The organism is Methylomonas methanica (assembly GCF_001644035.1).
Classification (GTDB): Bacteria; Pseudomonadota; Gammaproteobacteria; order Methylococcales; family Methylomonadaceae; genus Methylomonas; species Methylomonas methanica_A.
In genome coordinates this window covers 118,425-140,341 of record NZ_LUUG01000088.1, presented here as the reverse complement: position 1 = coordinate 140,341, position 21,917 = coordinate 118,425, and the positions used below count along the sequence as shown (strand labels likewise).

The 21,917-nt window shown below is 52.5% G+C and carries 25 protein-coding genes; 4 read left to right on the top strand and 21 right to left on the bottom strand.

Translation table 11 applies throughout. The features are described 5' to 3' along the window. Positions 1–77: 77 nt before the first annotated feature. The 11 genes from A1332_RS25705 to A1332_RS16170 all read right to left on the bottom strand — a co-directional run bounded on the left by A1332_RS25705 (position 78) and on the right by A1332_RS16170 (position 9,995). Positions 78–239, bottom strand: coding sequence for a hypothetical protein (locus A1332_RS25705; RefSeq protein ID WP_197491483.1), 162 nt, complete (start codon positions 237–239; stop codon positions 78–80). Positions 240–396: 157 nt separating this feature from the next. Beyond that, positions 397–957, bottom strand: coding sequence for a YigZ family protein (locus A1332_RS16215; RefSeq protein ID WP_064009479.1), 561 nt, complete (start codon positions 955–957; stop codon positions 397–399). A gap of 1 nt (position 958) precedes the next feature. Then, positions 959–1,702 (bottom strand): ABC transporter ATP-binding protein, encoded by a 744-nt coding sequence (locus A1332_RS16210; protein ID WP_064009478.1) that lies wholly within the window; start codon positions 1,700–1,702, stop codon positions 959–961. Continuing rightward, positions 1,699–2,460 (bottom strand): ABC transporter permease, encoded by a 762-nt coding sequence (locus A1332_RS16205; protein WP_064009477.1) that lies wholly within the window; start codon positions 2,458–2,460, stop codon positions 1,699–1,701. The genes A1332_RS16210 and A1332_RS16205 overlap by 4 nt, the downstream gene beginning before the upstream one ends. Beyond that, on the bottom strand, positions 2,460–3,419 hold the full coding sequence (locus A1332_RS16200) for an ABC transporter substrate-binding protein (protein WP_064009476.1): 960 nt from the start codon (positions 3,417–3,419) through the stop codon (positions 2,460–2,462). The genes A1332_RS16205 and A1332_RS16200 overlap by 1 nt, the downstream gene beginning before the upstream one ends. Before the next feature lie 226 nt (positions 3,420–3,645). Then, the gene (locus tag A1332_RS16195) at positions 3,646–6,945 is read right to left on the bottom strand and encodes an EAL domain-containing protein (protein ID WP_064009475.1); all 3,300 of its coding nucleotides are present in this window, start codon (positions 6,943–6,945) and stop codon (positions 3,646–3,648) included. 50 nt (positions 6,946–6,995) lie between these two features. Next, positions 6,996–7,475, bottom strand: a complete 480-nt coding sequence (locus tag A1332_RS16190; RefSeq protein WP_064009474.1) for a HugZ family protein — start codon at positions 7,473–7,475, stop codon at positions 6,996–6,998. Then, positions 7,472–8,050 (bottom strand): DNA-3-methyladenine glycosylase I, encoded by a 579-nt coding sequence (locus tag A1332_RS16185; protein WP_064009473.1) that lies wholly within the window; start codon positions 8,048–8,050, stop codon positions 7,472–7,474. Before A1332_RS16185 ends, A1332_RS16190 begins: the two co-directional genes overlap by 4 nt. Continuing rightward, entirely contained in the window at positions 8,050–8,409 is a 360-nt protein-coding gene (locus A1332_RS16180) for a YajD family HNH nuclease (RefSeq protein ID WP_064009472.1), read from the bottom strand. The genes A1332_RS16185 and A1332_RS16180 overlap by 1 nt, the downstream gene beginning before the upstream one ends. A 15-nt stretch (positions 8,410–8,424) precedes the next feature. After that, positions 8,425–9,429 carry a GTP 3',8-cyclase MoaA gene (gene moaA / locus A1332_RS16175; protein WP_064009515.1) on the bottom strand — a complete coding sequence of 335 codons (1,005 nt, stop codon included), beginning with the start codon at positions 9,427–9,429 and terminating at the stop codon, positions 8,425–8,427. Positions 9,430–9,548: 119 nt separating this feature from the next. Continuing rightward, positions 9,549–9,995: a low molecular weight phosphatase family protein gene (locus A1332_RS16170; protein WP_064009471.1), complete on the bottom strand. Its 447-nt coding sequence runs from the start codon at positions 9,993–9,995 to the stop codon at positions 9,549–9,551. Between the two features lie 117 nt (positions 9,996–10,112). Here A1332_RS16170 and A1332_RS16165 point away from each other — a divergent pair, with 117 nt between their 5' ends. Continuing rightward, a complete protein-coding gene (locus A1332_RS16165; RefSeq protein WP_231890326.1) occupies positions 10,113–10,511 on the top strand; it encodes a putative toxin-antitoxin system toxin component, PIN family in 399 nt (132 codons plus the stop codon). Further along, the gene (locus A1332_RS16160) at positions 10,508–10,744 is read left to right on the top strand and encodes a toxin-antitoxin system HicB family antitoxin (protein ID WP_026603172.1); all 237 of its coding nucleotides are present in this window, start codon (positions 10,508–10,510) and stop codon (positions 10,742–10,744) included. Before A1332_RS16165 ends, A1332_RS16160 begins: the two co-directional genes overlap by 4 nt. A 94-nt stretch (positions 10,745–10,838) precedes the next feature. On the opposite strand, the gene A1332_RS16155 is transcribed toward A1332_RS16160, so the two are convergent. Next, positions 10,839–11,834 (bottom strand): lysozyme inhibitor LprI family protein, encoded by a 996-nt coding sequence (locus tag A1332_RS16155; protein WP_064009514.1) that lies wholly within the window; start codon positions 11,832–11,834, stop codon positions 10,839–10,841. Between the two features lie 173 nt (positions 11,835–12,007). On the opposite strand from A1332_RS16155, the gene A1332_RS16150 reads away from it, so the two are divergent. Then, positions 12,008–12,427 (top strand): DUF1801 domain-containing protein, encoded by a 420-nt coding sequence (locus A1332_RS16150; RefSeq protein ID WP_064009469.1) that lies wholly within the window; start codon positions 12,008–12,010, stop codon positions 12,425–12,427. 14 nt (positions 12,428–12,441) lie between these two features. Here A1332_RS16150 and A1332_RS16145 read toward each other — a convergent pair whose 3' ends face one another. Further along, entirely contained in the window at positions 12,442–13,464 is a 1,023-nt protein-coding gene (locus tag A1332_RS16145) for a hydrolase (protein WP_064009468.1), read from the bottom strand. A gap of 157 nt (positions 13,465–13,621) precedes the next feature. Between A1332_RS16145 and A1332_RS16140 the strand changes: the two genes are divergently transcribed. Continuing rightward, the gene (locus A1332_RS16140) at positions 13,622–14,695 is read left to right on the top strand and encodes a lytic transglycosylase domain-containing protein (RefSeq protein WP_064009513.1); all 1,074 of its coding nucleotides are present in this window, start codon (positions 13,622–13,624) and stop codon (positions 14,693–14,695) included. A gap of 42 nt (positions 14,696–14,737) precedes the next feature. Here the strand turns inward: A1332_RS16140 and A1332_RS16135 are convergent, their stop codons facing one another. The 8 genes from A1332_RS16135 to A1332_RS16100 all read right to left on the bottom strand — a co-directional run bounded on the left by A1332_RS16135 (position 14,738) and on the right by A1332_RS16100 (position 21,917). Beyond that, positions 14,738–15,034: a hypothetical protein gene (locus A1332_RS16135; RefSeq protein ID WP_064009467.1), complete on the bottom strand. Its 297-nt coding sequence runs from the start codon at positions 15,032–15,034 to the stop codon at positions 14,738–14,740. Positions 15,035–15,365: 331 nt separating this feature from the next. Next, positions 15,366–16,517 (bottom strand): methyl-accepting chemotaxis protein, encoded by a 1,152-nt coding sequence (locus tag A1332_RS16130; protein WP_231890325.1) that lies wholly within the window; start codon positions 16,515–16,517, stop codon positions 15,366–15,368. 185 nt (positions 16,518–16,702) lie between these two features. After that, positions 16,703–17,077 (bottom strand): response regulator, encoded by a 375-nt coding sequence (locus tag A1332_RS16125; RefSeq protein WP_064009465.1) that lies wholly within the window; start codon positions 17,075–17,077, stop codon positions 16,703–16,705. A gap of 24 nt (positions 17,078–17,101) precedes the next feature. Continuing rightward, entirely contained in the window at positions 17,102–17,353 is a 252-nt protein-coding gene (locus A1332_RS16120; protein ID WP_064009464.1) for a hypothetical protein, read from the bottom strand. Next, positions 17,350–20,076 carry a chemotaxis protein CheA gene (locus A1332_RS16115; protein ID WP_064009463.1) on the bottom strand — a complete coding sequence of 909 codons (2,727 nt, stop codon included), beginning with the start codon at positions 20,074–20,076 and terminating at the stop codon, positions 17,350–17,352. Before A1332_RS16115 ends, A1332_RS16120 begins: the two co-directional genes overlap by 4 nt. Continuing rightward, positions 20,073–20,444 (bottom strand): response regulator, encoded by a 372-nt coding sequence (locus A1332_RS16110; RefSeq protein ID WP_064009462.1) that lies wholly within the window; start codon positions 20,442–20,444, stop codon positions 20,073–20,075. The genes A1332_RS16115 and A1332_RS16110 overlap by 4 nt, the downstream gene beginning before the upstream one ends. After that, on the bottom strand, positions 20,441–21,301 hold the full coding sequence (locus tag A1332_RS16105; protein ID WP_231890324.1) for a CheR family methyltransferase: 861 nt from the start codon (positions 21,299–21,301) through the stop codon (positions 20,441–20,443). Before A1332_RS16105 ends, A1332_RS16110 begins: the two co-directional genes overlap by 4 nt. Next, positions 21,294–21,917, bottom strand: coding sequence for a HEAT repeat domain-containing protein (locus A1332_RS16100; RefSeq protein ID WP_064009461.1), 624 nt, complete (start codon positions 21,915–21,917; stop codon positions 21,294–21,296). The genes A1332_RS16105 and A1332_RS16100 overlap by 8 nt, the downstream gene beginning before the upstream one ends.

The window sequence follows — 21,917 nt, the reverse complement described above, 5'->3', positions numbered from 1 at the left end:
CCGCCAGCCACGGAGGCGGCTGACGGACTTGAAATAAACAGATTAACTGCTTAACAACGAGGGAGGTACAACAAAACTTAAGCGCGAAACGAGTCGCTAAAATCCAGATTGCTGGCGATGGTTGCAGCGCCAAATAGCATGGTGGAGATGATGAACTCGCCAGACATGAAGCCAAACACGCCGCTGGTGAAAAACAGACCGGTGAGTACGTCTCTATACAGATTGTTCGATTTGTTCATTTTTGCTCCTAGACTGAATACAGTCGATACCAATGAAGACGACTTCACTATAAGCCTTATTTTTTTATTTACAATACTGGCGATAGTGGATTGTTTGTTTCCTTTAGAGAAACAAAAGTGAAATAAAGCTGTCATCTGGCGCTGTTATAAGCTGTTTTTAATCCAGGAATGCGCTAAGCGCGGGCAGATTACTTTTGGGAAGTTTGACGGTTAGCCTTACCGAATCGGAAAAATCCTGAGCGATAATGCCGCCGTCCAGTTTTTTCAGTTGATATTCCAGCGCTTGTAGCCGGTGGTAATCCAGATTTAATGTCAGCTCGACAAATTCAATGTATTCGACGATGTCTGCGGCTTCTATGACTTGCTTGGCGACATTGCCGTAAGCGCGGGTCAAGCCCCCCGCGCCCAGTTTCACTCCGCCGAAATAACGAATCACCGCCACAACCAGATTGATTAGTTGTTTGCCTTCCAAGTGCTGAAAGATCGGTTTGCCGGCAGTGCCGCTGGGTTCGCCGGCATCGTGAAAGCGGCAAATCAGACCGTCCGGCGACTGGATGCGGTAGGCGTATACGATATGGCTGGCATCCGGGTAGCGTTGATGCAAATCTCGCAGTAACAGCAAGGCTTCGCGTTCGGTCTGGCAAGGACTGATGATGCCGATGAAGCGGGATTTCTTGATGACTTCCTCGACTTCACAAGTCTTGACGACGACGCGCACCTTACAACAGCCCGTTAATCGCCGGATGCTCGCTCAGCAAACGCTCGCGAAACGCCTCGATTTGCGTCTCGTCATTCCGCAAGTCACGCGGGATATGTACCGGAATATCGCTGACAATCCGCATCGGCGGCGGCGAGAGGAAAATCAAGCGATCTGCCAGCGCAATCGCTTCGCGTAGATCATGACTGACGAACAGTACCGTATGCGGCCGCTGTTGCCACAGCGAATACAACAGATTTCTTACCTGCCGAGCGCTGGGCGCATCCAGCGAAACGAAGGGCTCGTCCATCAGCAGGATGTCGGGATTGATCGCGAAGGCGCGGATAATCGCTACCCGCCGCTGCATGCCGAGCGACAAGCGTTCCGGATAAACCTGCTGCACATCGCTCAGTTGCATGTCTGCCAGTAATGAATCGATCAAGGCGGTTGGCGGCGTTTGCGCAAAGACCACTTCGATGTTTTGGCGGACGGTATACCAGGGCAGTAGCCGCGGATTTTGAAATACATAGCCGATCTTGGCGGTCGCGGCCTGGCTACCGATGCGGATTTGGCCCTGATAATGGCTATCCAGCCCGGCAATCATATTCAATAATGTGGTTTTGCCGCAGCCGGAGGGACCGAGTAGGCAGACGAATTCGTTACGCCCCACGCCGAGCTGCAAATCGGCAATTGCCTGGTGTTGGCGGTCGTCGACATGCCTCGAGCGATAAGTCTTATCCTGGATGCTGATGGTAATATCGTTCATCGCCGCCACCGCAAGGCTTTGCGGTCCAAGGGCCGCAGCAGCAGCCATTCGATCAGTTGGATGACCGCGACAAAGGCAAAGGTATAAGCCAGCAGGCTGGCGACATCGAACAATTGAAAAAACAGATGCAATTGATAGCCCATGCCGTTGCTGCGGCCGAGCAGTTCCACCACCAAAATGATTTTCCAGATCAGCGCCAGGCCGGAGCGGGTGGCGGCCATCACGAACGGATGCAACTGCGGCCAAATCACATGTAAAAAAGTCTTTTTGCGGTCGAAACGGTAGCTTTCGGCCATTTCCAGTAAATCCTTGTCTAGCGCCCGCGTGCCTTCACGAATGGTGACGATCACATTCGGCAGTTTATTGATCACCACCGCCAGAATTGCCGCCGATTCCGCCAACCCGAACCAGACATAGCAGAGGATGATGGTGACCAGCGCGGGGATATTCAGAAATATCACCAGCCAGTGGTCGAAAAACGCATCCAGGGTTTTATTGTTACCCAGCGTCACCCCTATCGCGCAGCCTAATACCATCGCAATCGAGAAACTGACCACCAATCGCAGCAGAGTCACGCCTAAATGGTAAGGCAGTTCCCCGGATTGAGTGGCCTGCCAGAACACCAATGCGACTCGGGCTGGATAGGGTAATGTGGGGCTGTTTGCCAAGCCAGCCGCTAGCTGCCAGATGCCTAGCAGCATTAACAGCGACAGCAGCGTAAGGGCGGTGTGATTAAATTTAAAAGTGCCCGTCAACATCAATCGGCCGACCAGAATGTCCCCGCTTGTAGTTGAGCCGATTGGCCGGTCAGCTTGTTGTTACTGAGTTGGTGCAGCAGGGTGTAGATTTTTGCGGCAGCGCTTTGTTGAGTGGCGCCCCATTGCTCTACCCGGCCCTGGCAATAGCGCTCTCTGAGTTTTTGTTGTTCTTTCGGACTGGTTGCGTCGGTAAGCGGCAGGATTTTCTGCCATTCCGTATCGGAGCTGCACAGCGTGTCGTGGGCCTGTTTACTCAGGTTAAGGAATTGTTTGAACGCCGCTTTATGTTGATCTGCCCAGTCCTGTTTGAACACATAGCCGATGCTGGGTACGGTTTCGCTGATGCCGAGCTGGCGGATGATCTCTTCGCCTGTCAACAGCGCCCGGTAACCTTGCGCTTCCAGATGCGCGGCAAATTGCCAAAAGGTCAGCAAGGCATCGACGCGTTTTTCCAACAGTTGCTGGCTCAGTAATGGCGGCGCCCCGTAGATTTTTTCCACGCCGGCATTCAGGTCCACTTGTTGTTGCTGGCCCAACGCCTGCAACAGTAGCCAGTTTTTATCCAGCTCGCCGCCGGCTATACCCAGTTTTTTGCCTTTTAGATCGGCCAGCGACTTGATTGGGCTATCGGCCGGCACCATTAGCACGCCGGAGGTGTCGGAAAACGGGTAAAAGCTCAAATTTGTGCCGGTGCTGCGCATGCTGGAGGTCCAGATCCAGTCGGAGACGATCACATCGACCGAGCCGGCCTGCAGAGCTACCTTGCCGGCTTGTTGATTGGCAACCGCAATGTTTTCTACGTTGAATTCCGCTTTGTCCAGCAGTCCTTGATTACGCATAGCCGCCAGTTCCCAATTTAAGGTGCCGGCCGCCATGGCGCCTATGCGGATAGTGGGTTTCTCATTGGCACCGGCAAACTGCGGCAATAAAGCGGCAATGGCAAACAGGCAAATTTTCATATTCATCTTCAAAGTCCCTAGTCGGATGGTTAACGCGACGATTTTAACGCAGCCGCCCCCAATACGAGAATGTTTGTCGGATTTGCTTGGGGGGCGATGTGTTGTGAATGGTTTAAGGGTAAATCCTATGACCTATATTCCCGAAAGCGGGAGCCAACTAGACCTCGCGCATAACCTTGGGTTCCGGCTTTGGTGCAGACAATCTTCTCAGAGCTTAAATAACCGGTTACTCGGTGGGAAGTAATCTGTCTTCCAGCTCAAATTTGGCAGCGGCCACTGGCCTGCCGGTGTAATAGCCTTGGTAGGATAGACAGCCTTTATTGCGTAAAAAGATCATTTGTTCCTGGGTTTCCACGCCTTCTGCAATCACATGTAGACCTAAGTTTTTAGCCATATTGATAATGGTCTCCACAATCACCGCGTCGTTGGGGTCGCTGGCGATGTCCCGGACGAAACTCTGATCGATCTTCAATTGGCTGATGGGCAGTTTTTTCAGGTAAGACAGCGAGGAGTAACCGATACCGAAATCGTCGATTGAGGTTTTCACGCCTAGGGTTTGCAAGTCGCGCATTTTTTCCACGGTGTCGTCTATGTCACTGATGACGCAGCCTTCGGTCAGTTCGATGACCAGACGCTCGGCGGGCAGTTCGGCGTCGATCAAAATGCGTTTTACTTGATCGACAAAATCGGCCTGGCGGAATTGCCGGGAACTGACGTTAACCGCCACATGATGTATAGCTAGGTTCTGTTCGTCCCACACCTTGATCTGCCGGCAGGCCTCGCGCATAACCCATTCGCCTATCGGCAAAATCAACTGGGTATCTTCGGCAATCGGGATAAATTCCGCCGGCGAAACCATGCCTTTTTCCGGATGCTGCCAGCGGATCAGCGCTTCGGCGCTGACCACTTTGCCGAGGTGATCGACCTGCGCCTGATAGTGCAGTAAAAACTGCTTTTGTTTCAGCGCCTGACGAATCTCTTTTTCCAACGTCAAGCGGCGGTCGGCTGTTTCCTGCATCGATGGCCGATAAAAACTGATGCCGTTACGGCCGCTTTCCTTGGCTCGGTACATTGCGGTATCCGCTTGTTGAATAACCGCTTCCGGCTGCTCGGCCACCTCGGGAAACACGGTTACGCCTATGCTGGTGGAAAAGTGATGTTCGCTGCCCTGTACCGTGAAAGGTTGATTGATGGTGTGCAGGATTTTTTCCGCCAGCATCGCGGCGTGACTGGTCGCTTGCGACAGTTGCGAATAGCGGCCCGGCACCATCACGATAAATTCGTCGCCGCCCAACCGACACGCGGTATCTTCGTCGCGGATAATCGATTTAAGACGTTGGGCAACCTGGATCAGCAATTCGTCGCCGACTTGATGGCCGCGCGAATCGTTAAGGGTTTTGAAATGGTCCAAATCCAGAAAAAACAGCGAACCATAATAACTTTGGCGTTTGGCGGCGGCGATTTCCTGTTTCAACCTATCCAGCAGCAAACGCCGGTTCGGCAAGCCGGTCAGCGGATCGTAAAATGCCAGTTCATGGATTTCCCGCTCGGCGGCTTTTTGTTCGCTGATGTCGGAAAAAATCGCTACATAATTGAGCAGGTGGCCCTGCTCGTCCCGCACGCCGGTAACGGTGAGCCATTCCGGAAATACGTCGCCGTTTTTGCGCCGATTCAAAATTTCGCCCTGCCATTGATTATCCCTGGCCAAGGCCTGGATCAAGGCTTGAATAAATCCGGGAGCTTGATGGGCCGACGACAGAAAATCCGGCTGGCGGCCAATCACTTCCTCTGCGCTGTAGCCGGTGATTTTGTTAAAGGCGTTGTTGACGCGCAAGATCGCCCCATCGGCATCGGTGACGATAATAGCCTCGTGCGACTGGAACGTGGTTGCGGCAATGCGGAGCTCGTTTTCCTGCTGTTTGCGGCGTTCGATCTCGGTATTCAGAGCCTGGTTGCTGCGCAACAAGTCGCGGGTTTTCAAAGCCACCAAATCTTCGATGCGGGCGGTGCGTCCGCTCATCAGCATTAAACCGAAGCTGGTCAGGCCGCAGAGCAAAAAGCTTCCGGACAGCAGCCACCAAACCGTCCAGGAATGTTGTTGCGCATAAAACTCCGGCAGCGGTTTATATTCAAGCGTCCAGTTCCGGTCAGCGACCGCTAGCGATTGCCGTCTAGTTGGAGGAAAGTAATATTTTTTCGATTCAGCGCCTTCCGGAGCGCTGCGATATAGCAGCAGGTCTTGATCATAGATGGCTACGGACAAACGTATGCTTTGCAGGCGCGCGGACAGTTCCTGAATTTCGCTGCTTAGCTTAAATACATTGGCGACCAATCCCAGAAAAAACTGCTGGCGCTGGGCGCTGGTGTTAAGTGATTTTCCTTTAAGATAAACCGGCGAATAAATGGCAAAGCAGGGTTGATTGTCTTCGCAGGCGATGCCGGCCGTAACCACCGTTTCGCCGGATGTAATCGCTTTGTGGATCGCCGCTAATAGCTGTTGGTTGCTGGCGACATCGAAGCCTACGTTCTGCTGATTTCCAAATGAGTAAGCAATGGGTAAATAAACGTTTCGCTTCCCGGCCGGTATCAATTGTTGGTTGAGGTCGCGTTCGCGGATGGTTGTTTCTGTTTGGTGTTCGAATGCGCTGCGGTCTTCGGCATTGACTCTGGGTATCCATTCCAATGCCTCCAGCTCCGGATGCTTACTGAAAATGGTATGCGCGAATAGCCTGAACTCATTGGGACTGACCGTTTCCGAACTGTCGAATAAGGCTTTCAGCAACTGATTATTCAAAATATCGTCGCCGAAATGTTCCTGGAGGTTGGTATGGGTCAAATTCATCTGGTTTTCGAACAACCCATTGATACGCTGGTTTTCCAGGTTACGACTATAGACAAAGGCGATAACCACCAACAACAGCGAGATCGATAAAGGATAGGCGACGAATTTTTGCCGTTGCCGCCAGATATGCCGCGGTGTACCGACAAACAACAGCAGCAAGGGCGCAAAGATCACCGTGCCTATGGCATCGCCTATCCACCAGGTACACCAGTTCAGGCCGATTTCTTCGGCATCGATAGTATCGAAAATGTACAGAAAACTGGTGCCGACGCTAGCCGATATCAAGCAACTGGTAATCGCCAACAAGAAAAACCAGACGACATGCCGATCTTCCATCAGCGGGTTATGTTTGCCTATCCAGCGGTTGATCAGGGCCGCACCGAGCATGGGTTGCGCGATGGCGCCGAGGCTGGCGGCACTGCCCATCCAAATCGGCGGTAACCAATCGTCTGACGTAGCCAGATCCCAAAAAGCGTAAATTTGCGTGCCTAAGGTGCCGATGATCAGACCCGGCAATATTCTCGGGCCGTAGCCAAGCAAAGCGGCCAGGGCGATCCCCGCTGACGGCCAGATTGGGCTGGCATGGCTGGGCTGCATCGCCAGCAAATGCCCTAAATAGCCTCCGGTAAAATAGGCTAGGGCCAAGGCGCTGTTGATCAGAAAAAGTCTAAAGGCTGTCGGCATGATTAAACAGACATACTCTGGTCATGGCCGAGGCTAGCGAAGCGGTCGCTTTAATGGTTTGCGGGTAACGGAACGCCATTCTCGACATTGATGCTAAATGCTTTGCCGAAACCGGCGACATATTGGCCGCGTAAAGGGGTTAGCGCCAGTAAATGAAAATCTGTGAGCGAGCGTAAAACCGCGACTGTTTCGCCGAACCGGTCTTGCAGTCTATCTAGCAACTGGGCATATGCCGCCTGGAGTTTATCGATTTCGCCGACCGCGCATTCGAATACTAAGCGGCGTCTGGCAAACGGATTGACTGCTTCGGACTCGGGTTCGATAAACATGATGGATGCCTGGCCTTGGCGCAGCATATTGCCGGTATGCCGGGCCAATTGGCTGACATAGATGTAATAAGTGTTTTGATATTCTAAGAACGGCGCATAACTGACTTCGGCTATGCCGAACTCGGAACAGCTGGCGATTATCAGACTTTGGCTATTGGCAATTAAAGTCCGGTAATCGGCGGCTAGCGGTTCGGAGCTCATGGTGTTGTGGTGGCTGTCAGTTGCGAGTGGCGGAAACAATCGACAGTGTGATCGTTGACCATACCCACCGCCTGCATATAAGCATAGCAGATGGTTTTGCCGACGAATTTAAAGCCGCGCTTTTGCAGGTCTTTACTCATGCGCACCGACTCCGGGGAGAAAGCCGGTAATTGGCTATGGTTAAGCCAATGATTTTGCCGCGTTTCGCGGTCGACAAAGCGCCAGATGTAGTGATCGAAACTGCCGAATTCCTGTTGCACTCGCAAAAAAGCTTGGGCATTGCTGACTGCGGATTGGATTTTCAGTCGGTTTTTGACGATGCCGTGAGTTTGCAATAACGACGCCAGTTTTTTGTGATCATATGCGGCGACCTTGACTGGATCGAAATCATCGAAAGCGGCGCGATAAGCCTCGCGCTTGTCGAGTATGGTTCGCCAACTGAGACCGGCCTGCGCGCCTTCCAGCACCAGAAACTCGAACAACATCCGCTCGTCGTGTAGCGGCACGCCCCATTCATGATCGTGATAATGCTCTTCGTTAGCGCTACCTAGCGCCCACACGCATTTGCCCGGCATCAGTCTTTTTTCATCAGGTTTTTCAGATCGGCGAAAGGGTTAAAGGTTGCCACCGGCGCCTTACCTTCCGAAGTGGCCTTGCCGCCGTAACGCACATGTTCTTCATAACGCTGATGTTCGTTGTCGTGGCAGTACAGGCACAGCAATTCCCAATTGCTGCCGTCGGGCGGATTGTGGTCGTGATCGTGATTGACGTGATGCACGGTCAGTTCACGCAGATTTTTATGATCGAACTCCCGCGAGCAGCGCCCGCATATCCAGGGATACAGCTTCAACGCTTGTTCGCGGTAGCCTTTTTCCCGCTCTTCTTTGTAACGCCGGGCTTCGGCGACGATGTGATAGGCTTTGTTATCCGACATGAGGTCCTCCGTTGTTCAGCCGCCGGTGGCGTTCATGTGCCGCAAAATCACCGGCTGTTCGTGAATATTGAATTCGTGTTTTTCGGGTTTGATCTGCATCGCTTCGACAATCGCTTGTTTCAACATGGCCTTATCGCCAGGATGATCTCTGACAATCTGTTTCAGATCGACCGAATGTTCGTTACCCAAACACAGCAGCAGACGGCCTTCGGCGGTTAGGCGCACCCGGTTGCAGGTACCGCAGAAATTGGCGCTGTGCGGCGAGATAAAACCGACTTTGCTATCGCTGCCTGCCACGCGGTAATAAGCCGATGGTCCGCCGGTCGAGTCGGCGACGGCTTCCAGCGTAAAGCGCTGCTGCAAATCCTGTCTAATCAAATCGCTGGGATAGAAAGCATCGCCGCGATGATGGTTGTCTACCGCGCCCAGCGGCATTTCCTCGATAAAACTGATGTCTATGCCATGCTCGACGGCAAATTGCACCAGATCGCAAACTTCTTGATGATTGCGGTTTTTCAGAATCACCGCGTTGAGTTTGATGCGTTGGAAGCCGGTTGTTCTAGCCTTCTCAATGCCTTTGAGCACTTGCGCCAAATCGCCGGTACGGGTCAGTTCCTTGAATTTGGCCGGGTCCAAGGTATCCAGGCTGATGTTGACGCGTTTCACGCCGGCCGTTTTTAGTTCGTCGGCCATCTCGGCCAGATGCGAACCGTTGCTGGTCAATACCAGTTCATTCAAACCAGGTATGCGCCCCAAGTCTTGCATTAAGCCCAGAGCGCCTTTACGCACTAGCGGTTCGCCGCCGGTTATCCTGATTTTGCCCACGCCCAGTTCGACGAAAGTTTCGCAGATAAAGCGGATTTCCTCCAGGCTGAGGATCTGGCTGCGCGGCAGGAACACCATGTCTTCAGCCATGCAGTACACGCAGCGAAAATCGCAGCGGTCGGTAATCGATACTCGCAGGTAGTTGACCACTCTGCCGAAGCGGTCTATCAGTTGCAACGGTTTACTAGGCGCCATTACATTCAAACAGAAAAAATAAAGGAAGAAAATAGTAACACAGCGCCGCGCTGTGTTATTGCCGTTTGCGAAAAGAGTGGGATTGAACTGACAAGTTCCTGTGACGGTGCTTAACGCGGCTAATCATTGCCCAAGCGCCGCAGCAAAGCCAATACCGCTGCTTCTATCTGCGGCAAGGCCTCGCTGGGGTGGGCGTCTTCAATATCGTCTACCTGCCAGTATTCCACGCGTTCCACCCAGTCCGGGAAACGGCTATGCAGCAAGGGTTGATGCTCGGTTTGCTTCAAGGCAATGATGTGGCGGGCGGCGGCTAAATCCTGCTCGGTCAGTGCAATTGGCGCGCGGATGGGCTCGATGGGAATCTCCCGCAAGGCCAAGCCATGCCGCGTGTGCGGTGAAATCGGACCGGCATCGTCTTTCAGTAACTCGATAGCCAGCCCACGCGAAAACGCCCGCCAGGGCAGTTCGTATTCCGGCGCATGATGATTGAACAAATACTCGGCAAACCGGCTGCGGTAGTAGTTGCCGGTGCAGAGGAATAGGACTTGGGAGTGGGTGGCGCTCATAAAACTCCTTTTGGTTAGGCGGCTTAAAACGATTGCTTACATTTGTGCAGAGGGTAAAAAAAATTTTGTTTAAGCTATCATGGTGGTGATACCGTATATGGTATGCAAGAAATTATAATGGATACCAATGTTCTGTTTGCCGGTTTGTATTCCGCCAATGGCGCATCCTTTAAATTGCTGGAGCTTTTAGCAGGCGGGCAGCTACAAACAGCCATATCGACGCCGCTTTTGTTCGAGTATGAGGATGTTCTGAAACGCAACTGTTCCATGCTGCAACTGACCGATGCCGAAATAGATATAGTGTTGGATAACCTGTGCGGATTCAGTCGCCATCAAAAGGTGTATTTTTTATGGCGACCTTATTTGCCGGACCCGAAAGATGATTTGGTCTTGGAGTTGGCCGTTGCCGCCCGAGTAAACACCATTATTACCCATAATTTAAAAGATTTTACTCGTATCGAAAAATTCGGCGTTGAAGCTATCACGCCAAAAACCTTGCTGGAGCGTTTACCATGAGTGCATTAAGTTTGAGATTGCCGGACTCCATACACCGCCATATCAAAGAGCTGGCGAGCAAGGAAGGTGTATCGATCAATCAATTTATTGCCAGTGCTGTTGCTGAAAAAGTGTCGGCAATCGCCACCGAAGACTACTTGCAAGCCCGTGCGGAACGCGCCGACAAAGCCGCTTTTCAGACCATTTTGGCTAAGGTACCCAAGCGTGAGCCCTTAGTTGGGGATGAGTTTTAGTGTTGGCGGGCAGCATAGGTCGATATAACTGTTTCGGTAGAAACTACTCCGAACTCGGGCTGCTTGATTAGCTCGATGACTTATATCGGCTGGACTAATTTAGAAACTCTTCCAGCATCTTGATCCGTTTTTCCGTCAAATAGGTTTTCCAACTGGTGGCGCTGACTGCGGGGTATTTTATGCTGCCAAACTTCACCCAGGCGTCGCGGTACTTGAGCCATTCCCGTTGGGTTTCCTTGATACTGTTTTGGTTGACAGTGCCCCAGGAGAAATTTTTGTCGGCAAGAATCTTTTTATAAATGGCATTTAGTTTGGCGTCGGCTTCCGCGAACTGTTGGTCGTCAAAGTTTGGAGTATGGCCTTTTTCGAAGCTCTGTAGCGAAGCGAGAAAATCGTCTTGCAGCGAAGCCTCTTCGCCCACCGTCATGGCTACATGGGCGGCTCCGCTGGCATCCACTTCTTTTTCCGAGCGAGTACTGAAAAAGCGATTGGCAGAGTACTTAAGTCCATCCAAGGCTTTTTTCTCATTTTCGTTCCAGGATTTGACCATATTAGCCAGTTGCGTGGCTCTTTCTTGCTGCTGGATGCTTTCCTGATGCGATGAACAGAAGTTCATCATCATGCTGCTGGTAATGTCGTCACATAGGTCTATATCCTTTGCCTCCGCCCCCTGTTGTTTCATTTGTAGAAGGTGCTCAAGTCGGCCTTCGATCTCAGCGGGCGCGCCTTCGATCTCACAAGCCAGCTTAATGGCAAGATCGTAATTACGGGTGACGCCTTTGCCGTTGGCGTAAATCATCATCAGTGTCGCCGGGCCTTGGAACGGGCCCTCGGGGCCACGCCGCATTTCTTCATAAGCGCATGCACGGGCTTTTTGCCAATCCGCAGTTTGGCCTATCCCGTAGTAAAGCGCTTCGGAATTGCAGCCGGCGAGCGACTGAATAGTTTTGGCATCGGGTCTATCTTGCGTTGGAAATTCAATAGCTTTTACCTGCTCGCAAATTAGTTCCGGAGAAATCCGCGGCTCGGCGAAAGTTATCAGCGATACTTGGATTAGCAGCACAGACAGCAATAATTTTATTGGTTTCATGGCGTTACCAAGGATGTGGATGAAAAAGGGGCAATACATTAACCGGTAAACCGACTTCGCTGGCAGGTATCCGGCTAGGAAGTCATTATTGCAGAGCTTTTAGTTTTAGCTTAAGTTGACGGCATTGGTTTAGCGCTAATCTAACTCAACAATTCCGAGATTCTTTGCCCTCTATGAAGCCTTTTCTAAATACGACCGTCAAGGCTGTTTTCGACGAGTATCCTCCGGAAATTCGCCGGAAAATGCTGGTGCTTCGCGAAGCGATCTTTGCTGTGGCGGCTAGCGAGGGTGTCGGACAACTTGAGGAAACTTTAAAGTGGGGCGAGCCTGCTTATATTACCGCCGAAACCGGATGTGGCAGTACGATCAGAATGGCGTGGAAGAAAGACAAGCCGGCCCAATATGCAATGTATTTCATCTGCACCACGAATTTGGTTGAGACGTTTCGGACGCTGTTTCCATACCAGTTCAAATATGAAGGTAATCGGGCGATTGTTTTTCAAGAAACTGAAGATGTCGATATGGATAGTCTCTCTATTTGTATCGCCGCAGCCTTGACCTATCATAGGAATAAGGGAAGAAAGCAACCTTAGGTGCGTAGTCGGCTTTAGGCTTCTCTGCCAAGGGTATTTTGCCCGGCGGTTGCGGATGGCAGGTGTCGTCGCAAAAACTCGCCAATCCGCTCTTCCACCCAATACTCGGGCCTAAGCAACGATCCACCCACAAACCCAACGTGCCCGCCGCCGGCGCAAACTTCCAGCTGTACTTGATCGGATAGTTCGGCGCTAGCCGGCAATACCCGCTCGGTCATGAACGGATCGTCCTTGGCCTGTAAGACCAAGGTGGGGACGCGGATGTGCTTTAAAAACTGCCGGGAACTGCTGCGCCGGTAGTAGTCGTGGGCGTCTTTAAAGCCGTGCAATCCGGCCACGACTTTGTCGTCGTATTGCCAGAATGATTTGATGCCGGAGAGATCGCCCAATTTGATTATCCTGTCAGCTTGTTCATGTTGACCGATACGCTGCAAATGCCGGAGTTTGACGCGCATATACTGTTTCAGCTCACGCAGTAAATAGTCGCGATAGAGTTTCGAGAAACCACGATCAAGCTTGTCGGCGCACTCGTTTAACAACAGCGGCACCGATACCGCCACCGCAGCCGATAACTCAAGCTTATCACCTTGTTCGCCCAGCCATTTTAATAACACGTTACCGCCCAGGGAAAAACCTAGCGCCACCATCACTCGATCCGGAAAACGCCGGCGCAAGGTCTTATACAAAAAGTCGATGTCCTCGGTTTCGCCGGAGTGATAACAGCGCGCCATGCGGTTCATCTCGCCGCTGCAACCGCGAAAATTCAGCGCCACGCTGGCAAAGTCGGCAGCGAGTAAGCTGTGTTGCAAACCTTTGATGTAACCGGATCGGCTGCTGCCGGCCAAACCGTGCAGCAGAATCACCAGCGGCCGGTCGTCATTGTCGATCCAATCGATGTCCAGAAAGTCGCCGTCCGGCGTGTCCAGTCTCTCGCGGCGGATGCCGGCGGGCGGCGTAATCCGTCGCAAAAAGGCCGGATAGATCGTCTGCAAATGCGGACTGTTCAGCCACCAGGCCGGGCGGAAGGCGTTGTGCATGGTTGTGGACCTGCTTTATAGTAGTTGTTAGGCGATAGTTCGAGAGGAATATACCTTTTGTGTCGCTAAACGCTAGCGCGAGTCTTGGCGGCGGATGTTTCGCTGTTGCCTGTCTGAGGTTTTCCGGATTATTTCCAACCATGTGTCACTGTTTTTGATGAGTCGGCCAATTCCTATCGCCAAAACACCGGTCAAAGCTGTCCCGCCTAGCCGAGCAAAAGCAGGTTCGGGGCGCAAGCCAGGCAAACCGCGCCGCAAAACCAAGTCCCTGCGCAAACCAAAGTGGTGGTTGATTGTGTTGGAAGGCTTGGCGCTGATGATTGCTGCTGTATTGGCGACGATGTTTGTGCTCGGTTACTCGGCTAGTTGGTTGTCCGGCCCCGATTTTTTTACCAGTTTGCTGCCGTTCGCGATTGGCGTGGTGATCTTGATGTTGGCGGCGGCTGCACTGTTGCTGGCTTGGTCGCGCTTGCGCGGCTGGCTGCATGGCCGCCTGGATTATTTGCCTGCCGCATTGGCGGTAGCGCTGGCCGCTTCGACCGGTTGGTTTGTAATGCACGGTGGCTACACCCAAGTTTTTACGCATTTTCGTACCCTAGTCGGCGGCAAGCAGGAAGCCGAAAAAGTGACCTTGGCGCATCAAGTGTACGCCGCGTATCGCCGCCATGGTATCGGTGGCTTACAAAAATTGATGCTGCGCGCCGATGCCTTCAATCCGGCGATAGTCGAGGCCGCCAAGGCATTTGATGTCGATGTCAATTTGCTGCAAGGCATCGCCGCTACCGAATCGTCGTTTATGCCGCGCGACAGTTTTGATGGCGGCAAAGGCTTGTTTCAGATCACTGCCGTGCCCAAAGCCATTACCCGCGAGGCCGCCGATGAACTGGATGTGGAGGAACTGCAAGTCAACGATCCCCGGCACAATGCGTTTGTCGCCGCCGCCACCTTCAAACATTATCTGCAAGAAATGAACGGCGATTTGTTTTTAGGTTTACTGGCTTACAACATCGGGCCGCGTAACGGCGGTTTGCGTTTCATCATGCAGCAGTACGGCGCCACCGACTTTGTGACGATGCAGCCTTACTTGCAAACCTTGCCGCGCGATTATCCGATTCGGGTATTGTCCTACGCCCTGGCTTTCAAGCTGTATCAGAAAGACGGCAAGCTGCTGGCGTATGAAGAAGGCGATAACGCCATGCGGATTCAGCAGATGGGGATTCCGGGTTTGTAAGAATTCTGCCAAGTCTCAGTCTCTAGCGGGTAGTCGTTACAGTCAGGAAAATTTGACGATGATGTCTTGTTGAATATGGCGAACCATGTGATGGAGCTTTTCCGATTTAACAGGGATATGTCTCAGCGGATCATGCTGACGCATGACGAATTCCCGAATGGCTTCATCGTTCCAGGTCTGATGGTTGTCATGCACCATGCGTAGTACAGCATTCAATTTATTGGCGGTGTAGATCACATCGTCTTCGTTATCGTCGTAATCCGAGTGCGTCAAACCCTTTATGGCGTACTTAACTTGAGCAAGGGCATTATTTGCGTCCGATGGTGTGGCTTGTCTCACGATTATTTCTCCGGCTTTCGGTTTGGGATGGCGGCTACTATCACCTCAGGCCCTTAAATTAAACTTAATAAATGACCGTTGAACGACATGTTGCCGATAGCCCGAGAAAATAGTCGATGACGACGTGCCTAAAGCGCCTGGCGTTTTATCTGCAAGGCCGGAGTTCTTGCCGCGCCTGCACTGCTGAGCAATGTTGCGACATGGCCTAGTTTTCTGGATTGATGGCAGAGGCTGGGTTTGGCGGGGAGACCTCTGTGGCTTGCTGTCTCTGAAATTTACTAACACCGTTCACATTTACAATTTTTGCCGTATAAAAAAGAGCCATCGCGCATTAAAACAGTTCGATTTGCGGTCTGCCGCCATCACCCGAAGGCTTAATACCGGTCAGAGCGTTATGTGCATCGCGTTGACCTTTCATAACATAGCGATCGAGGTGGCCTTCCATGCGTTGTCTCAGTGTCTGATTTAATTGACCGCTCCATTCCGGATTGCCAAACCGATCCGCCAGATCCAGAAAATGCTCGTCCAGTTCTTTAATCGCCAATTCAACCTGCTCTACTCGCTGACGTAGCACATCTTGAAATTGCAGATAACCCAGCGCTTCGGATAGGCGCTTGATCCCTTCCTGATTACCGGAATCCACGGCGTCAATGACATCCAGTAACATACCGCTGCCTTGTGTAAAGCGACTTTCCACCGCAATTAGATCGTCGATAATCTTATTAAGCTCGGTTGATGTTTCATGATTGTCTATCGCTTTATTCGCCGCCATCAACTCCGCTTCGGCGCCTTTAGTTGCAGTACGGATTTTTAGTTCAATGTTCGCCGCAGCCTCGGCTGTTTGTGTGGAAAGCTTTCTGACTTCATCGGCCACCACCGAAAAGCCACGACCGGATTCACCGGCTCTAGCCGCTTCAATCGCGGCATTCAGGGCCAGCAAATTAGTCTGTCTGGCAATTTTGGAAATGACATCCACTAACGGCGAAAGCTCGCCGACCTGTTTGGCGAGCCCTTGAATACGTTGTAGATTAGAACGTAGATCAGACATCTGATTTTCAACATTACTGCTTAAAATAGTGACAATATTCTTGTTATTAGCAGTTTGCTCTTGAATGATTTCAGTCAGCATCATGCCGTTGTTCATAGACTCGGTAATTCGATCGACCTGGCTGCTGGATACCTGATGCACCTGATTCAAGGAGTTGATGACAGCAATAACACCCGACTCGGTATCTTTCAGCGCGCCATTCAGTTGCTGACACATCAGACTGAGAAATGGCGAAGCCTGATGAATTTCACCTGCTATTGCATTTTGTATACTCCTTTTACGACTGAGTCGCCTATCTCTGGACTTAACCAACTCTTTAACCCACCGAATTTCAGCCCGTAGAAACGGCCACATCGCCATCATCGTCAAACCGATAAAAATGATGACAAAAAATAAAATTTTGAGAGTTACGCCAAGTCGTTCATTTAAACCCATTAGTTGGGATAGTATTTCGTGAAGCCAAGGGTAGGCCAACCAGGCTAGGCCAATATTCACAATTAAAGCGAACAAAATCCCAATCAGGACACGACCAATAAATCCCGGTTGGATGAGTTCAGACAACTGAGGGTCATCTTTGACCTGTGTGTTTGCCGCTGCTGTATTAAAGTTCATATATGCCTCTACGCGCCAGGTAACACTTGCTTTATGACTTTAATCAAGTCTGCGCCATCAACCGGTTTGACCAACCAACCGGTAGCACCCAGTTTTTTACCTTCGTCGCGCTTGGCCGACTGACTTTCCGTCGTCAGTGTCAGTATCGGCGTAAAACGAAAACCCGGCAGCGCCCGGACTGCTTGGATCAATTCCAGGCCACCCATGTTCGGCATGTTGATGTCGGTGATGATCAGGTCCGGTTTTATACCTGACTTGAGTTTGCTCAGTGCCTGCACACCGTCGCCAGCAGTTTCCACCTTAAAGCCGTTCATCTCCAGATTGGATTTGACGCTCAAAATCATGGTGGCGGAATCGTCTACGATCAAAATGGTCTTGGACATGGCTTTTCTCTGCAAGCTAATAATTCAATAGGGATCTTCATGCTGATCCAGTGCCGATTGTAGCCAAGCGCTAAACGCTGCGTCCGCCGGCCAGACCATAATGCTGGGGCTGGCAGCCATCAAGACCTGCAAGTTGGCGGGATGTAGATGCGTACAGGCTGAGAAGTCGACTTTAGCGGCAGGTGTTTTTTGCAGCCACTCCAGAAGCTCCTCAGCGTCTTCCACGCCCACCATGTCCTTAAAATGCACCTGGTTTTTCTTGAATTCAAGACTCATGGCAATAACTCCTTGATATTTAAAACCATCAACACCGATCCGTCCCCCATCAAAGCAGAGCCGGCGTAGACCGGAATATCAGCCAGTACCCCGGTCATAGGCTTTAGGATTATGTCTACCGTTTCCCGGAAATCGTCGACCAGCAGCCCTACGGCTTCGTTGCCGCACCGAACCACCAAAACGGCTAACTCGTGATCGGAATTGGCTTGTGGTGGGGCAGCAATAGCCAGTAAGGCGTTAATGGATTTTAAAGGCACGATATTCCCGCGCAATACCGTGACGAGGCTCTGTTTGATGGAACTGATACTTGCACACGGCACCCGTACCGTTTCCAGCACACTATCCATAGGTATGCCAAAGGTCTGGCCGGCTGATTCGATCAGCATGACATGAGTAACCGCCATCGACAGCGGTAATGACAGGCGAATCCGGGTACCTTTGCCTATTTCACTTTCCAATGAAATAGCGCCATTTACCTTCTCCACCGCAGTGCGCACCACGTCCATCCCCACGCCGCGTCCGGATAAATCCGAAATGACATCCACTGTCGACAAACCCGCCGCAAAAATCAGATTGATGGCGTCTTGATCGCTGATTCGCTCTAAAGTGGCTTCGTCGATGATGCCTTTCTGATAGGCTTTGCGTTTGACAATATCAGGGTCTATGCCTTTGCCGTCATCCTGAATTTCAATCACCACCCGGTCGGATTCTTGGCTGGCGCGAATAGTGAGGGTACCGGCAACCGGCTTGCCGACAGCACGACGCTCGTCGGGCTGTTCGAAACCATGATCGAGGCTGTTCCGGACGATGTGTACCAAGGGATCGCCCAGAGCTTCGATGACATTCTTGTCGGCTTCGGTATCTTCGCCAACCAGCACCAGGTTGACTTCCTTGCCCAGTTTGCGAGAGGTATCTCGCACCAGGCGCGGAAAGCGTTGAAATACAAAGGACACCGGCATCATCCGCACCTGCATGATGGCATCCTGCATTTCCTCGGCGATGCGGTTGATCACCGTATATTGAGCTTTGATTTCACGGGACAGATCGCGCACCCCAAAAACATCCTCGGCGCGTCCGGCCAGATAAGGCAAGGCGTTTTTCGATACCACCATTTCGCCGATCAGATTCATCAGCCGGTCGATTTTCTGCTGATCAACCTTGAGGCTTTTGGGGCCGATGCCAGCATCTTCGGCGCGGCGGCCGAATTTCGCCTCTGCATCCACATCCGAGACTCGCACAGCATCTGCCGAGAGATCCGACTGGATCTCGGACAAGTTTCGCGGAACCGGAACGCCGACGTCGGCTTGATTCACCAAGCTCTCGACGCTGGCTGTAGACCGCGTTTGCTGAAACTGATCCAGCCAAGCCAAAAGCGGGAGTGATGCAGCCTCTTCCAGCGCCATGGCCGTCGCCGCTTCCAGTCCGGCACGCGCAGCAACATCGCCGCTGGCCATCAGGCAACCGGTCAATGTAGCGGCCACCGCCTTGATCCGCCCTAGCTGCCAGTTTTCCTGAATCGGCAGGTTGAGGATTTCCCGCTGCACGTCAAGCATTTTAGTCATGACTTCGGCTTCTTCGGGCGTCAGGCTGTGTTGTGATAGGTGGAGTTCGGTTTTAGCAGGCGGATTTCCCCCAGTTACCTTCGGTAGGAGCTCGGTCCACTTCGGCGGACTTTGACGGCGCAAAGACTCAATGATCTTGGCAAACGCATTCCGGTTTTCCGGCTCCAATTCCATCACCAGCAAAAGCCAGCGCAAGGCCGAAGACAGCCATAGCTCCAAACTGGAGAGCTCGATCAGGTTACTGGCGGCAAGAACCAAATCCTCTAGCTGGTTAGCGCCTAGAAGTCCCAAGGCTTTGTCGACAAAATTTTCGTAGGCTACGGGTCCGCCGTTACGATTGCCTTGAGGCAAGGCCAGAAACAAAGGCGTCACCGGAATCATCCGGACTTGATCCGGCACATAGCGGTAGTACTCGTCCAGTTGTTCACGCGGCGCGGTGGTCAATAGATGGAACTCCAGGACGCAGCGATAAGCGTCCAGTTCGGCCAAGGCCGGCCACGGTTGGCGTACCGTAATGCTCCCCCACAAAAAGCCGGGCGTGCCCCGGGCCTGGAAAAACGGGTCGTCGCCCTGGAAGAAACAGTCTGCCGCCGGCGTGTAGTCCAGCCAGTGCAAATCCACGCCGCCACAAGCCTGACGGTAGGCGTCCATGCGTATGCTTTCAGGGATATCGACCAGGGGCGGCAGATCGGCTTCGGCCACGACGATGCCGGTTTCAGTCAGCGCGTTCGGCAAAGCACTAGCCACCACCGCAACCACCGCGGCGGCGGCGTCGACGCTGGCGATCAATCGGCGTAGCGACTCCGCCAACCTTGCCGAATCGGCGGCATGGTGCGCGCCGATACTGCCCTTCGCCTCGACTTCATCGCAGAGCATGCCGACAAAATCCATCGCATCCAGCAGACGGTCGGCCAGATCCTGGGAGTATTCCACCTGCTCGTGGCGCACCGCGTCCATCAAGTCTTCGCCGGCGTGTAATACCCTAGTCATTTCCGGGAAGTCGAACAGCCCGCTATTGCCCTTGAGGGTATGCACCATTCGAAACAGCGCCGTCATCAACTCGGCATCGCCTGGCGCATCTTCCAACTGCATCAACTTTTCGCCGATACCTTCCAGGAAGTCGCGCGCCTCGGAGAGGAATTGTTCGAGTAAGGGCGTCATCCCCGTGCTTCCCCGATCATCAGTTTGACCTGGATCAGCAATTGCTCCGGCTTCACCGGTTTGACCAGATAGGCGTTGGCGCCGGCGGCAAAGGCTTGCTGATGATCACTGGTCTGCGCCTCGGTGGAGACCATTATGGCCGGCGCCTGATAAATATCCTGGGATCTGAGTTCTCGCAAGAAACCGTAGCCATCCAGCTTGGGCATGTTGATATCCACCACGTACAGATCGAAGGGCTGTTGCAGGGATTTTTCCAGGGCCTCGATACCGTTGACCGCCTCATACACCTTATAGCCTGCGGCCTCCAGGATCTGGCGGTGATACAGTCGAACCGTGGCAGCGTCATCGACAATCAGGATGCGTTTCATCGTGCCTCCAGGAGGGGTTTTTGATAAACGATCGCTTCGGGAAACTTGCGCACTTTGTACAGGGATGAGAATCGGCTCATCGATTCGGAGTGACCAAGACAAATGTAAGCACCGGGTTTCATGGCGTCATAAAAGGTTTCCGCGGCGGCTTTGCGTGAAGCGTCGTCAAAATAGATCAGCAGGTTGCGGCAAAAGATGATGTCAAAGTTGCGATAGGCGCGGGTATCAATACGTTCGGAAAGATTGACGCGGGTAAATTCCACCGCCTCGCGCAAGTCGTCACAGATTTGATAATTCTCTGCCTGCCGCGTGAAATATTTGCGCAGCAACTTCTCCGGCAGGTGTTGCACTGAACGAACCGAGTATTGTCCGTGCCGCGCCAAAGCCAGAATTTTGGTGTCGATGTCGGAGGAAATAATCTCAATGTCCCAGTCATTGATGCCGGCCCAGAACTCCAGCAAATAGATGGCAATGGAATAAGCTTCCTCGCCCGAGGACGACGGTATTGCCCAAATTCGAATGGGCGTATTGTCGCGCTTGCGGCCGGTGATCTCGGGAAGAAGGGATTTGACCAAACATTGAAACTGATATTCTTCACGGAAAAAATAGGTTTCATTGACCGTCATCAGGTTGGTCAATTGCTGCAATTCTGCGCCCGATGCCTCGAAGCGCAATTTGGTGAAATAAGCCCGGAAGTTGCCGCTATGAGTCAGTTCAATCCGTTCCTCCAGTCGCTTGTCAACGAAATAGCGCTTCGACGACTCGAACTGAATGCCGGTCTTGCGATAGAAGAACTCGCGAAATTTCTCGAATTCCGATTCGCTGATACTGATCGCGGCCATCGTTGCATCAACCATCGCTGATACGTTTCAGGGCCAGATCCGTGGCAAACTGGATATAAGGCACTTGCGTATAGCGAGCCTTGAGGCGCAGCAGAGGCTCCCGTGAAGCGGATGACCCCACTTCGCCGAGTAAATCCACCGCCGTGGCGCAGACGTTCAACTCGGGGTCATGGTCAATCACCGAAATCAACCAGGACTCGACCTCCGGGTGACGCAAGGATTCCAGGATGTTGACGGCAAAGATGCGTACATCCGGGTCGGCGTCGGCGAGCAGTCCGCGCATGATCGGCGCCACCTCGTCGGGTAGCTGTTTCATCGCTTCGATGGCCTCGTTACGCAAGGCAACTTTCTCACTCCTGAGGCAGTTAACCAGACCAACGACCGCCACTTCATTGCCCATTACTGTCAAGGTGGTGAGGATGACTTCACGCACCGATACATCGTCTTCAAGTTGTAGACGGCTTACCAGCGCAGCGGACGCTGCCGGACAATCCGCTAGATCTCGCGCCGCCCAGCGCCGGGCCATGGGGTTATCATTTTCCAGCTCCAACAGCAGGCTATTGCAATCGCGTGCTTGTTTGCGCTCGTCATGGGCGATGGGTTGGTGTGTTTGTGTTTTGATAAGGGCCAT

What these genes read in the sequence shown, in the direction of transcription:
- A1332_RS16100 (WP_064009461.1), bottom strand. Translation starts at nt 21,917, where the DNA reads ATGGCCCTTATCAAAACACAAACACACCAACCCATCGCCCATGACGAG.
- A1332_RS16165 (WP_231890326.1), top strand. Translation starts at nt 10,113, where the DNA reads ATGGATACCAATGTTCTGTTTGCCGGTTTGTATTCCGCCAATGGCGCA.
- A1332_RS16110 (WP_064009462.1), bottom strand. Translation starts at nt 20,444, where the DNA reads ATGAAACGCATCCTGATTGTCGATGACGCTGCCACGGTTCGACTGTAT.
- A1332_RS16210 (WP_064009478.1), bottom strand. Translation starts at nt 1,702, where the DNA reads ATGAACGATATTACCATCAGCATCCAGGATAAGACTTATCGCTCGAGG.
- A1332_RS16145 (WP_064009468.1), bottom strand. Translation starts at nt 13,464, where the DNA reads ATGCACAACGCCTTCCGCCCGGCCTGGTGGCTGAACAGTCCGCATTTG.
- A1332_RS16160 (WP_026603172.1), top strand. Translation starts at nt 10,508, where the DNA reads ATGAGTGCATTAAGTTTGAGATTGCCGGACTCCATACACCGCCATATC.
- A1332_RS16170 (WP_064009471.1), bottom strand. Translation starts at nt 9,995, where the DNA reads ATGAGCGCCACCCACTCCCAAGTCCTATTCCTCTGCACCGGCAACTAC.
- A1332_RS16150 (WP_064009469.1), top strand. Translation starts at nt 12,008, where the DNA reads ATGAAGCCTTTTCTAAATACGACCGTCAAGGCTGTTTTCGACGAGTAT.
- A1332_RS16180 (WP_064009472.1), bottom strand. Translation starts at nt 8,409, where the DNA reads ATGTCGGATAACAAAGCCTATCACATCGTCGCCGAAGCCCGGCGTTAC.
- A1332_RS16155 (WP_064009514.1), bottom strand. Translation starts at nt 11,834, where the DNA reads ATGAAACCAATAAAATTATTGCTGTCTGTGCTGCTAATCCAAGTATCG.
- A1332_RS16205 (WP_064009477.1), bottom strand. Translation starts at nt 2,460, where the DNA reads ATGTTGACGGGCACTTTTAAATTTAATCACACCGCCCTTACGCTGCTG.
- moaA (WP_064009515.1), bottom strand. Translation starts at nt 9,429, where the DNA reads ATGGCGCCTAGTAAACCGTTGCAACTGATAGACCGCTTCGGCAGAGTG.
- A1332_RS16195 (WP_064009475.1), bottom strand. Translation starts at nt 6,945, where the DNA reads ATGCCGACAGCCTTTAGACTTTTTCTGATCAACAGCGCCTTGGCCCTA.
- A1332_RS16130 (WP_231890325.1), bottom strand. Translation starts at nt 16,517, where the DNA reads ATGGGTTTAAATGAACGACTTGGCGTAACTCTCAAAATTTTATTTTTT.
- A1332_RS16140 (WP_064009513.1), top strand. Translation starts at nt 13,622, where the DNA reads ATGAGTCGGCCAATTCCTATCGCCAAAACACCGGTCAAAGCTGTCCCG.
- A1332_RS25705 (WP_197491483.1), bottom strand. Translation starts at nt 239, where the DNA reads ATGAACAAATCGAACAATCTGTATAGAGACGTACTCACCGGTCTGTTT.
- A1332_RS16185 (WP_064009473.1), bottom strand. Translation starts at nt 8,050, where the DNA reads ATGCCGGGCAAATGCGTGTGGGCGCTAGGTAGCGCTAACGAAGAGCAT.
- A1332_RS16115 (WP_064009463.1), bottom strand. Translation starts at nt 20,076, where the DNA reads ATGACGCCCTTACTCGAACAATTCCTCTCCGAGGCGCGCGACTTCCTG.
- A1332_RS16120 (WP_064009464.1), bottom strand. Translation starts at nt 17,353, where the DNA reads ATGAGTCTTGAATTCAAGAAAAACCAGGTGCATTTTAAGGACATGGTG.
- A1332_RS16190 (WP_064009474.1), bottom strand. Translation starts at nt 7,475, where the DNA reads ATGAGCTCCGAACCGCTAGCCGCCGATTACCGGACTTTAATTGCCAAT.
- A1332_RS16125 (WP_064009465.1), bottom strand. Translation starts at nt 17,077, where the DNA reads ATGTCCAAGACCATTTTGATCGTAGACGATTCCGCCACCATGATTTTG.
- A1332_RS16105 (WP_231890324.1), bottom strand. Translation starts at nt 21,301, where the DNA reads ATGGTTGATGCAACGATGGCCGCGATCAGTATCAGCGAATCGGAATTC.
- A1332_RS16200 (WP_064009476.1), bottom strand. Translation starts at nt 3,419, where the DNA reads ATGAAAATTTGCCTGTTTGCCATTGCCGCTTTATTGCCGCAGTTTGCC.